Raw genomic sequence first — 14639 nt, 5'->3', positions numbered from 1 at the left:
AAAGGAGGGAAGTTATGGAATTTAATTCTTTTTGGAATAAATATCTAATTTTACCTACTCAAAATTATTTTAAAGCAGTCTATGCTCGCTTAAAATCTGATTGAAAACAGATTCTAATAGATTATTTAATTTTATTGAGTGTTTTTACTCTTTTTGTCTTAATCGATCAACTAACAAAAACATTTCTTTTCCACCATGGTGGTAATCCATGAAAAGATTCTGAATCAAGTTTAGAAACTATTAGACCTTATCAAAAAGCTTATGGTGGGAATTTACACACTAATTGATTAATTGATTTGCGTTTTATTTGACATCGTGGAGTAACTTTTTTACCAGAAAATGTTAATATTCCATTTATTCAGGTTTTAAGCATTTTTCTAATTCTTGTAGTATTTCTCAAACCAATTTTAATTTTCCATCGCTCAAGCTATTTACTTATTTTATTAGGTATTTTAGCAGCAGGAGCATTTGGTAATGCTCTTGATCGTTTTATTTTCAATGGTTTTGTTAAAGACTTATTTTATAGTGGTTGATTTGAAAATTGATTACAAAAACCACTAGGGACTTTTAATTTCGCAGACTTTATTATTTTTACTTCTGTTATTTTAATTATTATTAGATCTATTTTTTCAGCTTTTCTTGTTGTTGACTGGAAAAATAAAAGACTTAAAGTTAAAAGTGAAGAAAAAGAATCAGATAAATAGGAATAAAAATAATTTTTACTGCAAAGCACAATCAAATGATTGTGCTTTTTTGCATTTTTGAAAAAATACTTTTAAATTTAATATAAAATTATTTCATGATTAAATCAAGTGATGATAAAAAACCAAATTCAACTAAAAAAGAGCTTCTTTCATCTAAAAATGCATTTGAAAAATATAAAATTTGAAACTCAATTAAATTTAAAAAAGAATTAATTGTCACTAATTCAAATGAACAAGTTGTTCTAACTAAAGAACTACCTGAAATTTCCGCAATTGATGTTGCAAAAGAAACTGAATGATTAAAATTTAAAATGGGTAAATATCTTGCAAATAACAAAAAATGCAAGCTAACTTTGCCTATCTTTTTCAAGAAGTATTGAAGAGGGATTTTAATTATTTTATCAGCAGCTTTAATTTTTAACTTCGGGATTCAAACTTTTTTAAGTAGAGCGGATACCATTCCATCAGGAGTCACCGGAATTCCAACACTTTTACAATATATTTTTCCGCAATTAAAAAGATGATTTGCTTTGATTTATTTAGCATGTAATATTCCACTCTTTTTAATTTTTTGAAGACATTTAAAGCGTAGTTTTCTATGAATGACAGTTCTTTTTATGATTTTTCAAATTTTGGTCAATTTACTTTTTACAGAAATTCAACCACTTCAAAATTTTGTTTTACATCGTCTTGAACTTGTTCCTATGGACACAGAAACTGTTCGAAATTATCTTTATGCAGCATTTGATCAAAACGGTGATAAAGTACTTTCTCATACACATTTTAACGCTCATGATTATCGTGAATTCTTATTGAGTTTGCAAAATCAATATCCTAGTGCTTTTGAAAATTTAGCATTTAAACTTCAAGATTTTAAAATTGAAAATCCTAATTTTTGAGTTAATGCTAAAACCCTAGCAACACGAATTTTAGAAATTGCAAATACTAATAAAGAATCATTATCACACACTGAAACCTTAGCTTACTGATACGATACAGGTAAAACTTGACCAGTTCTTATTTATGGAGCTTTAGGAGCAATTTTTGTTGGTGCAGGAGTTGCTTTATCTTGAAAAGCTGGCGGTTCAACAGGTGGGACAGATATTGTGGCTTATTACTTTTTATCAAAAACTAAAAAAAGCGTTGGACATATTTTATCAATTGTCGCAATTTTTACAGCAATTATTTTCCTTGTGATTTATAAATTCGTTAAACCTAACCCAGATGGTGTAATTATTGGGGTAAGAGAAATTTCAACTTTCTCTTACATTGTAGTTTCAAACTTAGTTGTTAATAAACTTTATCCAAAATACAAGAAAATTAAAATGACAATTATATCTAGCGAACCTCAAAAAATTATTGCTTATTTCAATTTAATTAATTATTGACATAGTTATAGAATTGTTCGTTTTAAATCAGGTTATACAGGAAAATATGGCTTTAAAATCGAAACAGTTATTCTTTTAATGGAAGCTAAAAATTTAAGTGATGATTTAAAATTAATCGATCAAAATGTTTGAATTTCAGAAACAAAAGTCGATCGTGTTACGGGTAAATTTAATACAACATATGTTGAATAAAAGCACTTTTTGTGCTTTTTTTGTTTAATTTTTTATTTATTAAATGGAGGTAAAATATGAAATTAGAACAATTATCGAAAATTAGTCCTGAAAAATATAAGGATTTAACAGTAGGATTTTCACTAATTGCTCTTGCAACAGGAATTGGTGCAATTGCTAATGCAATTGCACCTTTAATTGGACTGATTAAAACTTCTTTAGCTCCACAAGGTGAAATTAAAGATAAATTAGTTTCTTATAAGTGGCAACTCAATGATTCAAAAACGAAAGCACCATTAGAAACTTTTTCAACTTTTGATTAGTTAAAAGCTTATTTTAAGGCTTGAAAAATAATTAAGAAAGTTTGGTCTTTTAAATAAAAGTTTTATAATCTAAATGTTACTTTCAAGTAACCGTACCAAAAAGGTTTAAAGCATTATATGCACCTCAAGGACGAGCCACTTAATGGAGGTATTGCATGTTAGCAATTATCGAAACAGGTGGGAAACAACTTTTAGTTAAAAAAGGTCAAACAATCTTCGTTGAAAAAATTGAAGGCGAAGAAGGTCAAGAAGTAAAATTTGACAAAGTTTTATTAGTTGATCAAAAAATTGGACAACCTTACTTAGAAAATGCAGTAGTTACAGGAATTATCGAAAAACAAGGGAAAGCAAAGAAAATCATCGTTTACCGTCACAATGCTAAGTCAACTCACAAGAGAAAACTTGGTCACCGTCAACCATATACACGTGTAAAAATCACAGGAATTCAAGGTTAATTAGAAAATGGCAAAGACAAAAGCTGGTGGATCTACCCGTAATGGTCGTGATTCACATTCAAAACGTTTAGGTGCTAAATTAGGTGACGGACAATTCTGTACAGCAGGTTCAATTATTTATCGTCAAAGAGGAACAAAAATTTTCCCAGGACAAAATGTTGGACGTGGTGGAGATGATACTTTATTCTCAACAATCGATGGTTATGTAAAATACGAATGCAGAAGAAACAGAAAGTTTGTTTCAGTATACCCTGAAAGAGTAAAATAAGATTAAAAACACATCAAGCGATGTGTTTTTTATATTTCATGAATATCCGTAATCAAAGTTGCTCCATCTTTAAGTAATTGAGTGTTACCATCTTCAATATTCAGACCAGGGAAACAATAAATTTGTTTTCCATAACTTAAAAATGCATTAACAAGGTTGTGTGTCTTACTATTTTTAATTGAAGAAATAACAATTAAGTTTTGGGAAATACTTGCAATCAAGTGATTAACTTGCTTGAAATAATGTCTTTGTGGGTGAGTTTTAATTGGAAAAATTGAAAGAACTAATTCATTTTCTCAGTTCCGGTCAGCATCTAAAACTTGATCAATTCCACCTGCTAAAACTTGAATGATTTGACCATTACGCTTACGAACTTCGTCAATTAATCTTTGTTCACTTTTTTTATAGTTACCAACAACAAGTACGGTTTTACTAAAATCAATTTTTAAGATTCGTTTTAAAAAGAAATCTGTTTTAAAATCAACTATTTCATTAATAATACTGATTAATTTTTCTTTATTGAGAAGTTTAATATTGCCATAGTAAAAAATCACAAATGGTGGAAAATTAGAATTAAAAAGACTAATTGGAAAATTTCAATCAAGCGGAGTGAGAAATTTAATCCCCAACTTACGATATTCTTCCTGAATTTTTTGAACTTCTAGGTTTGATATTTTATTATCACCTTGAAGCCACTTGTGTATTTTAAAAATATCGCCTTGAAAACTATGTGATAGATATAAAAGTAAATTATTCATAATTATTTTTCTCCATTTAATAAATAATTTTTTTCTCAAAAAGAACGAAAAGAAAACTTCTTTTTTGGTAATAATTCCATATTTTTTAGTAGTAAATGAAAGTGTTTGTTTTATTAAAAATAAAAACTTTATAATAATTTAAAAACATAATAGAATTAAATATTTTATACTTAGGAGACCAACCATGAAAATAGCTTTTTTTGATACAAAAGACTATGATATTAAATATTTCGAAAAATATAATGATGGTAGACACGAAATTACATTTTTTAAAGAAAACTTAAACTTAAATACTGTTAAATTAGCTAAAGGATTTGATGCTGTGTGTGGTTTTGTTAACACATACGGAGACAAAGTGATTTTAGAAGTACTTAAAAAAATGGGAGTTAAATTTTGATTCCAAAGATCAATGGGATACAACAAAATTGATGTTGCCAAAGCAAATGAATTAGGAATTGAAGTTTTTAGAATTTTCAATTACTCAGCTGAAAGTATTGGTGAATTTGCTATGGCCGGACTTTTATGCTTAAACAGAAATTTAATTAAAGCACACGATAGAGTTTCAAAATACAACTTCTCATTAAACGGTCTTGATGGACTTTGTGTAGGAAACTCAACAATCGGAGTTATTGGATCTGGAAAAATTGGGCAAACATTTATTAAAATTGCGAAAGCAACAGGAGCAAGAGTAATCGTATTTGATGCTTTTGCACAAGAAAATTTCCCAGAAACAGCTGATAAATTTGGATTTGAATGAGCTTCATTGACAGAAGTTTTAAGTCAAAGTGATTTCATTTCAATCCACTGTCCTTTATTATCATCAACAAGATACTTAATTGATGATGCAGCAATCGAAGTAATGAAACCAGGTGTGATTTTAATTAATACAGCTCGTGGTGAAATTATGGATATTAAAGCGGTTCTTAAAGGACTTAAATCAGGAAAAATTCGTGGAATTGCAACTGATGTTCTTGAAAGAGAAGAAGGAAGATTTTACGAAGATGTTTCAGCAAGAATTGAAGATCTTAAAAAATTAGACCCAGATTGAAAAGAACTTATTGAAATGGATAATGTTTTAGTAACATCACACCAAGCTTTCTTAACAGATTTAGCACTTACACAAATTGCTAAAACAACATTAGAAAATGCCGATGCAGCACAAAAAGGTGACTTTGAAAAGGCATTAAGAATTATGGAGAACGGAAAAATTAAAAATGGATAGGACATTACAGAAAAAAACAGGAATTTTCTCTTTCTTTAAATTAAGAAAAGAAGAAAGATTAGACGCAGAAAAACCAAAAGATTTAAGAACATGAATCGTACATGGTCTTTCAGAATATTTTGGAACAATTTTAATCTCATTATTTCTTGCGGGATTAAGTATTTATGTTTCAAGTCATAAAGGTAAACCTTTGGTTATTGAGGAATATTTATTGCACCCAATTATCGTAGGTTTCTTTGCTGGTTTTGTAGCAGTTGGAACAGTTTTATTTATCTTCTTACGTTGAAGTTGTGATTTAAACCCTTCTGTTACTTTATATAGATATTTGAGTGGTAAAAATAACGGATATTATGCAAGTTATAAATTATTTATTCAAATTTTAGGAGCAATTACTGCTGGACTTATTATTCATGGAGTAGGACTTTTAACAGCTCCAACAATTGAAGTTGCAGGACAAAAAGTACAAGTTCTTTCAAATGCTCCAATTGATGCACTTTCATCAGCAGCAAAAGCATTTGAACCAGTTAAGGGGACACCTTCAATTGCAAAAGGTGGAACATGAATCTTTTTTGTTGAGATGGTAATGACTTCTGTTTTATTACTTCCAATTTTTTCACCAAACATCAATAATAAATATCGTGATTTATTTATTATGACAATTATTTCATTCTCAGTTTGAATGGGAATTTTAGGTGGAACAGCTGCAATTAACCCAGCTAGAGGTTTCGCACAACAAGCTTCAACATTATTTTTCCATGGTGGACAAAATGATAGTGCAATTCTTGCACATGCACACTTAAAAGACTATGTCAAGTTTTTTGGAGAATCTTCTGCAACAGATACAGGGCAATCAGCTTTACAAGTAATTGCAAACAAACATGTTTATAGTAGTGTTGTTATTGCAACAGCTGCTATGATTTTAGGAGATTTAGCTGCACCATTTTTCTATTTATTTGTTCAAGGAATTACAGAAAAATACATTAACCCAGCAATTGTCTCAATTATTGGATACAAAAATTACAAAGCATTAAACATGGAAACACCTAGATCTAATCAAAAATAATTTAAAAACGGAATTTTCCGTTTTTTTATTTTTAGAAAATATGGAAAAATTACCAAAACGAACCTATTTCTTTAAAAAATAATAAAATAAGAATTATTAACTATTTAATTAGTTTTTAATTAGCAAGGAGATTTTATGACTCAGGAAAAAGTCTTAGTTATTAACGCAGGAAGTAGCTCAATTAAAATGAGCTTATTTAGAAAGCATGATTTAGCATTACTTGCGAGCGGAATTGCTGAAAGAATTGGTTTAGCTCAAGGTAATTTATCAATTAAAGTGATTAAAGAGGATTTTGAAAAGAAATTTAGCAAAGAAGTAGTTTTAGAAAACCACCAAGTAGCTGTTGAAGAAATTGCTCATTTAATGGCTGAATTAGAATTAATTAAAGATAAAGAAGAAATTGTTTACATTGGTTTTAGAATTGTACAAGGTGGTGATTACTTCAAATCAACAACTAAAATTGATAGTGAAGTACTTGCTAAAATTGATGAATGCTCAATGTATGCACCATTACATAACCCAGGTGCAATTATGTCAATTAAAGGATTTCAAAAAGTCTTTCCAAAAGCAAAATTAAGTGCTGACTTTGATACAGCTTTCCATACCACACTTAATAAGTTAAACTCTACTTATCCAATTCCATATGAACTTAGTGAAAAATACAAAGTGAAAAAATATGGAGCTCACGGAATTAGTCATGAATACATTACAGGTAAATTAGCAGAGATTTTAGGTAAAGAAAAAGTAACTTTTGTGAATATGCACCTAGGAAATGGAGCAAGTCTTTGTGCGGTTAAAGATTCGCAATCATTTGATACTTCAATGGGTCTTACACCATTAGCTGGTGTGATGATGGGAACAAGAAGCGGTGATATTGATCCTTCAATTCACCAATTTCTCATGAAGCAAATGAACCTTACAATTGATGAGTTTACAGATCTTTTAAACAAGAAAAGTGGTGTTTTAGGTGTATCAGGAATATCAAGTGATATGCGTGATATTCAAAATGCAATTGATGAAGGCAATCAACAAGCTGATTTTGCTCTTGAACTTTATACTCAAAAAATCGCAGATTATGTTGCTATTTATGCTAATAAGTTAGGCGGGAAATTAGATGCGTTAGTCTTTACTGCGGGAATTGGTGAAAATGATTATGAAGTAAGAGTGAGAACAATTAAAAAACTTTTCTTTAAACACATCGAAATTGATGAACAAAAGAATATGCAAAGATTTGGACATCCAGAACTTATTAGTACACCAAATAGTGAAATTCCAGTGTATGTAATTCCAACTAATGAAGAACTTGTTATTGCAAGAAATGCAATTAAAATTAATGAACAATAAAAGCCATTTGGTTTTTTTGTTTGCTCTTATTAATTTTTAAATTTTTGAGATTGTAATAAAATTTAAGTAAAGTTATTTTAAGAAATTATTTTGAGTAAGGGGAAAATATGTTTAAGTTCATTAAGTCATCAACTAATTTAGACAATTGGTATGAGCACCCAAATTACGAAATTGCTTTTTGGGGACGCTCTAATGTCGGAAAAAGTAGTTTACTTAATGCAATTACAGGAACTAGGAGTCTTGCAAGAGTATCCAAAACACCCGGAAGAACTCAACTTTTAAATTTCTTTGAAAATGAATACGGAGCAGTGATTGTTGATTTGCCAGGTTATGGTTATGCTAAAATATCAAACAGCCAAAAACTCAAAATGCTCGACATGATTAATGAATACTTACTTAAAAGACAAAATTTAAAAAGACTATTTGTTTTAATTGACGCTCGACACGGAATTACCAAAACCGATGAGGAGATTTTAGATTATTTAAACCAAATCAACCAAGCTTTTACTTTGGTTTTTACAAAAGCTGACAAGCTCAAACAAAAAGACAAATCAGCTTTAGCTAAAAAAATCAAAATAGATTCTAAGCGTTTTGGTTTTACTCAGTATTTTATTGTTTCAAGTGAAACAAATTTCGGAATTAATGAATTAACTTTATATATTAATGATGTATTAGGAGGAAAAGATGAAAGTGCAGCTTAAAAAAACATTATTAACAACTGCTTTAATTTTAGGTGGTGGAGCAATTACTGCCGGAGCAATTTGTGGAACTTATTTTGGAATTACTTCTTCACGAAAATCAGAATCATTTGAAGAAGCAGCTAATCGCCTACAACTTTTTTATAACGACAATCCAAACCAACCAAGAAATCAAATTTTAGCTTCCAAATTTGTTCACTTTAATGATCGTCTTTATTCTTCACAAATTGAATCTTTTTCACAAAATTATGATCGAGATTGAAGAAAAATTTTAATTTCTCCAAAATTAAAAAATAGCAAACAAATCAAAGAACAAGAATTTTATTTATACGATCCAATTAAAAACCATCCAGCTAACATTCTTTTAGAAAATAGAGTTACTTTAAAAGACGGTAAAATTTTAACCAAAGATAATTACAAAGTAAACTTTAGATCTTATGCAAATGATGTTGAAGGAAAATTGTTATTAAGACTTTGAATTACAGAAGGTAGCAGTTCGAAAACTATTTTTGAAAAAGTTTTTACTCTTGAAGGGTTTGCCAAAGTTAACCAATCTAATGCTGAAAATGGTGCAAGTTATTATGAATCCGCAGATATGGAAGTATCATTAAATAAAACAGCACTTTTGGGTTACACAAATGCTGATCAAGTAATTAATGAATATACTTCTAAACAGAATGATTTAAATGAAAAAACAGCCTTCTTGAAAAAAATCTTTAACTTCCAAGGGACTGTTGGAACAAGCGTTGCTTATGATACCTTACAAGTTAATTTAACAAAAAATGCACAAGGCCAATTGCTAGCAAATTTAATTGTTCCTTATAATATTGAAGTTGCAGCAGCTACTCCTAAAGATCTTATTGCTAAACAAAGCGTTTTACAAGCAACATATACTCCACCACAATTTGTTTTTAGTTTTGAGTCTAATTAAGAAAGTTTTTTGCAAAATGTTATTATTTCCATTTCTGAGCAATAAAAAAAGGATTTCAAATCCTTTTTTTATTTCTTAATGTTAAAATAATGATGTTAAACATAATAAATATTTTTATTTTAATTAAAACATAGGAGTCTTAAATGAAAATTGCAGATAAAAGAACTAAATTAGTTGCTACAATTGGTCCATCAAGTGATAACTACGATATGCTTAAAGCATTAGTAGAAAACGGTGTAACATGTATTAGAGCAAACTTTTCACATGGTTCACACGAAGAACAAGGAAACAAATTTACATTAGCTAAAAAAGTTTCACAAGAACTTAGAATCCCAGTATCATTACTTTTAGATACAAAAGGTCCTGAAATTCGTGTTGGAAAAATGAAAGATGGAGCTCAAGTTGTGCAAGCAGGATCAGAAGTATTGATCCACACAACAAAAGAAGCTTTCGAAAACTTAGAAGGAACATCAACAGAAATTTCTGTTGCTTACGACATGTCACAAGATTTAGTTGTAGGCAATCAAGTTTTACTTGATGATGGTAAACTTTCTACTGTTGTTACAGAAGTAAATAGAAGCAAAGGTTACGTAAAAGTTAAAGCAGAAAACACACATAAATTAAAAACAAACAAACGTATTAACCTTCCAGGGGTTGACTTTACATTACCATTCTTAGCTGAAAAAGATATTAACGATGTTAAATTTGGTATTAAAGAAGGGATCAACTTTGTTGCTGCATCTTTTGTTAATTCAGCAAGAAATGTTAATGAACTTAGACAACTTCTTAATGAAAATGGTGGAGAACACGTTCAAATTATTTCAAAAATTGAATCTCATTTAGGTTGTCAAAACATTGAAGAAATCATTGAAGCATCAGATGCTATTATGGTTGCTCGTGGTGACTTAGGACTTGAAATTCCATACTACGATGTGCCTTACTATCAAAAGAAAATGATTAGAAAATGTCGTGAAGCAGGAAAACCAGTTATTGTTGCAACACAAATGTTAGACTCAATGGAAAATGCACCACACCCTACTCGTGCAGAAGTAACAGATGTTTACTACGCAGTAGAACTTGGAGCTGATTCAACAATGCTTTCAGGAGAAAGTGCAAACGGAAACTTCCCATTAGAATCAGTTAAAACAATGACTTCAATTTCAAAAAGAGCTGAAAAAGAATTCTACGGAAGAAACTACTACCCAATTCAATTAGAAAAAGTTTGAGAAAACTCAGATCAAACAGATAAAAGAACTAAAATTGCTTACGAAATTGCTAGAAATGCAATTGATGGAGAATACAAATTTGTTGTAGTTCTTTCAAGAACAGGTCAATTACTTAAACAAATTGCTAAGTTCCGTCCAAACACAACAATTATTGGTATTTTAGAAGACCAAAGAATGATTAAAGGATTCGGAATTTACTCATCAGTATTTACTTCTTTAGATTCAGCTGCTTTATTCCCGCTTGTTAAAGCGGATCATTCAAGAGCAATTGAAGCTTTAGCACCATATGGAATTCAATCAGGTGATAAAATTTTAGTTGTTGAAAACGAAAAAATGACAGAACACGTTGTTAAATAATTTCAAAGATAACATCAAAGCATGCTTTGATGTTTTTCTTTTTTAAAGCTTGATATAATAAGAATATGAAATTTTTGAAGAATTTGATTAAACTTTTACCATTAACTTCTAGTTTAATTTTAAGTCCTATTTGAATTAATTCTTGTGCAGTTACAACTCAGGAACTCGGACAAATTAAAGAACTAGAAGTTAAGAAGCTTGCAAATTATCAACATCTATCATCTATTTTAAAAAATCAATTACAAGAAGAATTAAATAACATTACAACCAAAGAGAGTTTTGCTCAATTTTCAACTAAAATTCAAAATTTAGAAAATTACTATTGTTCACTTTTTCATTATCACAACCTTCTTTTAAATATTGAAAAAGAAGTTAATTACAAATTTGCTTCACAAATTCAAAAAGAACAAATTAGTCGAGCAATTAATCTTTTTAATGAATCTAATTTAGTAACTACAGAAGAATCCTCTTATTTTGGAATTAGTCAAAACTTGGAAGAAATCAAATCCCTACACAAAAATTTACAAGATGCTTATTTTCAAATTAAATATTATGTGAAACAAGAGGGTTTTCCAATTCGTTCTGTTTTAGGGTATTCAATGTTAGCTATTGCAATCTTAGGGGTCGGAATTTACTACGGAGCAAAACAAATTAAAAAATATCAAAATAACAAAAAAGCCCAAAAATAGAAACTTGCTTAATCAAATCTAAATAGCAAGTTTCTTTTTTATATTCACTGATTGAGCTTATAAATAATAAAATTTAAATATGAAATATCATAAACTTTGCTCCTTATTAACTCTTGCAGTTTTACCCTTACCAATGTTTTCGTGTGTCTCTAAAGTATCAAAAGCAAATGAGCAAGATCAAAAAATTAATTTTCTTCCAAATAATGAATTTCAAAAAGAGTTATTAAATCTCATTTATAAACTACCTTATTTGGAACAAGAAAAATTTGAGCCCAAACTTGCAAATGTCACAAACGAAGATCAAAAAAGAGAATTAGAACTATCAATTATGTTAAAAATTCGTATTTTACAAATTCAAGATTATAAAAATGAAACAATTGAAAAAATCAAAAAATTAACAAACTTAACAGAAGACTATAAGACTAAATTTTTAGAAACAATTTCCGAAAGTTTATCAAAACAAACAATTAGTGACACTTTATCAAAAGCAATTTATTTAAACCAAAAGTTAGCATTAAGATATCCGGATCCTAAACCCATAATGCAGTACCATGATCTAGAAAGTGTTAAGCCAATTAACAAAGAATTTCAAAAATGAGGTTCTAGTTTTTTTACTCCTTTGATTAAATTGAATAAAACATCTTATCTCGAAGATTCGAAAAATGTTTTACCAATTGCTCCCTTTAATAATAATCTTTCAAAAAGCAATTTAATGTATCAATTAACTGTTTATTCATTTGCTGACGGTAATAACGATGGTATTGGTGATTTTATAGGACTTACTGAAAATTTAGATTACTTTGCAAAATTAGGCGTTGACACTCTTTATCTTTCGCCAGCGTTTCCATCAAGTAGTTATCATGGTTATGATGTGATTGATTACACCGATATTGCACCGGAATTAGGAGGGATGGATGCTTTTGATAACTTTTTAACGAAAGCTCACTCGCTTGGAATTAGAGTAATTATGGATGTGCCTTTCAACCATACTTCGTATGAACATCCTTGATTTCAAAAAGCATTAGCTGGTGATCTTAAATATCAAAACTATTATCATTTTTATGATGTTTACTCTGATCAGAGAGAAAACAACACAGAGCAACGAGATGATCCGTGATTAAGAGGACTTTATAATCATGTTAATTCATCTAGACCTCTTTTCCATAAAGCTTGAACTGCTAAATTTTGAGCTGGTATGCCTGACTTAAATTTAGATAATTTAGAAGTAAGAAAAGAAATTGACGCAATTCATAAGTTTTGAGCAACTAAAGGAGTTGATGGGTTTCGATATGATGCTTTTTATCATATTTATGACAATTACAATTCACATAAACAAGGTGAAAATCAAACCTTCCCGATTAAGACTCAAAAATTAATGAACGAATGAAGAATGAAAGCAAATCAAGGAATTTTAAAACGAAAAGAAGCTCAAATTAGTTCTTCGGACGATGAATTTTTAATGTTTGGTGAATGATGAGGTAACCCACTTAGTGGATTTAAATATTTTGATTATTTAGGACAAAAAGCTTTAGGTAGCGTAATTGATGGCGAGCATTATAAACAAAAGAATAATGTAAATCAATTCGGTCAAAAATATCAAGAAGTATTTATCTTGCCAAAAGATGAAGAAAATTTAATCAAATCATTGAACGAGAAACATTCGAACTGAATGCCGTTTTTGGATAACCATGATGTTGAAAGATGAATTAATGAAGTTAAATGAAATGTTATTCAAACACCTGTAACAAATCAAGCAAATGTTTTAACAAACAATGAAATTGATGCTATGAATTATGCACTTGTGAGCTTACTTTCAAGAGGTGGACTACCAATTTTATATGACGGAAATGAACTTTATATGCAAGGTGGACCACAACACGGGGAAGGGAATGGAGATTATAATATTCGTGAAGCTTTCAAATGAGATGATTCGAGCAAGCAAGTTTATTTCTTTGAAGCTAAAAGTGGAGACTTAATTGCTAAAAGAGCTAGCGAAGGAATGCCAAGTGTTGAAAAAATGATTAACGACGAAACTAGTGGTTTTAACTTAGTAAGCAAATTAGCCGTAATCCGGAAAAATTTCCCTGCTGTTCGTGAACAAAAAGTTTCTTACATTGTCGATCCTTTAGATTTATTTGAAAATCTAGATTCATTTCAGTCTCGAAAAATTACTGTCAGAAACAATTTAGACGGTAGTTATCTTGTTTATTTTTACGGTTATAAACAAACAGGTGGACTTGGAAATTTAGTTTTAAAACCCAATTATCAAATTGAAAAAATCTTACTAAATCACAATCTTTCTCTTTCGGGACAAAAAATTAGTAACAATTCTGATGGATTTTATGGTGTGTTTTTAATCAAAGGGAAATAAAACTATTTTTCTAACTAAAAAACTAAAAATGACTATAAAACTCTTATTTTTGAGAGATTTATAGTCATTTTTTTATCTTTTTGAATAAAAATAAATTAAAGTAGTACTTGACGGTGCAAGCTATACTATTTATGTACATAGACAAGAAAATAAAAAGGGTTAATGATAAGCTATTATTATAAATATAATTAGAGTAGGAGTTATGAAACAATATAAAGTTAAAAAAATACCACTAAAAACTAAACTACAATGAGCATTTTTTGGAAAATGACCGTTAGAAAGAAAAACTAAACCAAAAATATTAGAATATATGTTTTTGGTTTTTAACAATATTATTGCTTTTCTTGTACAGGCATTATTAATTTATCTTTTGAAGATCACTTGAAACCAAGAAAGCAATCAAGTTTTTTGAAATCAAATCATTTTGCTTTTACAACAAAACATTGCAATTAAAATTTTAATTTGTTTAGTGTTTGTCACTTATTTTGCCAATTTAATTTTAGTAATTCATGTTTATTATATTTTAAATAAAACAGAGTTTAATAAATGAATTTCTATTCTGGGTACTCTTTTTGCTTTATTTTATGTTTTTACACCAATTACAATTATTGTATTTTGTGTAGCGTACGCTAAAAATGAATTAGCTTTTGAATAATTTTAACTCCAAGGAG

The 14639-nt window shown here is 29.1% G+C and carries 15 protein-coding genes; 14 read left to right on the top strand and 1 reads right to left on the bottom strand.

The window, feature by feature from the left end:
- Nucleotides 1–14 precede the first annotated feature (14 nt).
- The 5 genes from EXC53_RS01945 (at nt 15) to rpmA (ending at nt 3309) form a co-directional block, all read left to right on the top strand.
- On the top strand, nt 15–704 hold the full coding sequence (locus EXC53_RS01945; RefSeq protein ID WP_119571946.1) for a signal peptidase II: 690 nt from the start codon (nt 15–17) through the stop codon (nt 702–704).
- A gap of 95 nt (nt 705–799) precedes the next feature.
- Nucleotides 800–2284, top strand: coding sequence for a YitT family protein (locus EXC53_RS01940; RefSeq protein ID WP_223214506.1), 1485 nt, complete (start codon nt 800–802; stop codon nt 2282–2284).
- Between the two features lie 56 nt (nt 2285–2340).
- Nucleotides 2341–2586 carry a hypothetical protein gene (locus EXC53_RS01935; RefSeq protein WP_119571945.1) on the top strand — a complete coding sequence of 82 codons (246 nt, stop codon included), beginning with the start codon at nt 2341–2343 and terminating at the stop codon, nt 2584–2586.
- A 155-nt stretch (nt 2587–2741) separates the two neighbouring features.
- Nucleotides 2742–3041 carry a 50S ribosomal protein L21 gene (gene rplU, locus EXC53_RS01930; protein ID WP_119571944.1) on the top strand — a complete coding sequence of 100 codons (300 nt, stop codon included), beginning with the start codon at nt 2742–2744 and terminating at the stop codon, nt 3039–3041.
- 7 nt (nt 3042–3048) lie between these two features.
- Entirely contained in the window at nt 3049–3309 is a 261-nt protein-coding gene (rpmA, locus tag EXC53_RS01925) for a 50S ribosomal protein L27 (protein ID WP_119571943.1), read from the top strand.
- A gap of 29 nt (nt 3310–3338) precedes the next feature.
- On the opposite strand, the gene EXC53_RS01920 is transcribed toward rpmA, so the two are convergent.
- Complete coding sequence (locus EXC53_RS01920) at nt 3339–4067, bottom strand: DNA-processing protein DprA (protein ID WP_119571942.1); 729 nt, start codon at nt 4065–4067, stop codon at nt 3339–3341.
- Between the two features lie 184 nt (nt 4068–4251).
- On the opposite strand from EXC53_RS01920, the gene EXC53_RS01915 reads away from it, so the two are divergent.
- The 9 genes from EXC53_RS01915 to EXC53_RS01875 all read left to right on the top strand — a co-directional run bounded on the left by EXC53_RS01915 (nt 4252) and on the right by EXC53_RS01875 (nt 14623).
- Nucleotides 4252–5289, top strand: coding sequence for a 2-hydroxyacid dehydrogenase (locus tag EXC53_RS01915; protein WP_119571941.1), 1038 nt, complete (start codon nt 4252–4254; stop codon nt 5287–5289).
- Nucleotides 5282–6352, top strand: coding sequence for an aquaporin (locus EXC53_RS01910; RefSeq protein ID WP_119571940.1), 1071 nt, complete (start codon nt 5282–5284; stop codon nt 6350–6352). Before EXC53_RS01915 ends, EXC53_RS01910 begins: the two co-directional genes overlap by 8 nt.
- Before the next feature lie 135 nt (nt 6353–6487).
- Entirely contained in the window at nt 6488–7696 is a 1209-nt protein-coding gene (locus EXC53_RS01905; protein WP_119571939.1) for an acetate/propionate family kinase, read from the top strand.
- Between the two features lie 107 nt (nt 7697–7803).
- Entirely contained in the window at nt 7804–8397 is a 594-nt protein-coding gene (yihA, locus tag EXC53_RS01900; protein ID WP_119571938.1) for a ribosome biogenesis GTP-binding protein YihA/YsxC, read from the top strand.
- Nucleotides 8381–9325, top strand: coding sequence for an MAG1430 family protein (locus tag EXC53_RS01895; RefSeq protein ID WP_119571937.1), 945 nt, complete (start codon nt 8381–8383; stop codon nt 9323–9325). Before yihA ends, EXC53_RS01895 begins: the two co-directional genes overlap by 17 nt.
- A gap of 143 nt (nt 9326–9468) precedes the next feature.
- A complete protein-coding gene (gene pyk / locus EXC53_RS01890) occupies nt 9469–10908 on the top strand; it encodes a pyruvate kinase (protein WP_119571936.1) in 1440 nt (479 codons plus the stop codon).
- A gap of 65 nt (nt 10909–10973) precedes the next feature.
- Nucleotides 10974–11597, top strand: a complete 624-nt coding sequence (locus EXC53_RS01885; protein ID WP_129724630.1) for a hypothetical protein — start codon at nt 10974–10976, stop codon at nt 11595–11597.
- A 133-nt stretch (nt 11598–11730) separates the two neighbouring features.
- Nucleotides 11731–13968 (top strand): alpha-amylase family glycosyl hydrolase, encoded by a 2238-nt coding sequence (locus tag EXC53_RS01880; RefSeq protein ID WP_223214505.1) that lies wholly within the window; start codon nt 11731–11733, stop codon nt 13966–13968.
- A 202-nt stretch (nt 13969–14170) separates the two neighbouring features.
- Nucleotides 14171–14623 (top strand): hypothetical protein, encoded by a 453-nt coding sequence (locus EXC53_RS01875; RefSeq protein WP_119571934.1) that lies wholly within the window; start codon nt 14171–14173, stop codon nt 14621–14623.
- Nucleotides 14624–14639: the final 16 nt, after the last annotated feature.

The sequence above is a fragment of the Mycoplasmopsis gallopavonis genome, from assembly GCF_900660635.1.
GTDB classification, from domain to species: domain Bacteria; phylum Bacillota_I; class Bacilli_A; order Mycoplasmatales; family Metamycoplasmataceae; genus Mycoplasmopsis; species Mycoplasmopsis gallopavonis.
Note: the sequence above shows the minus strand (reverse complement) of the source record. Positions and strands in the feature narration are given on the sequence as shown.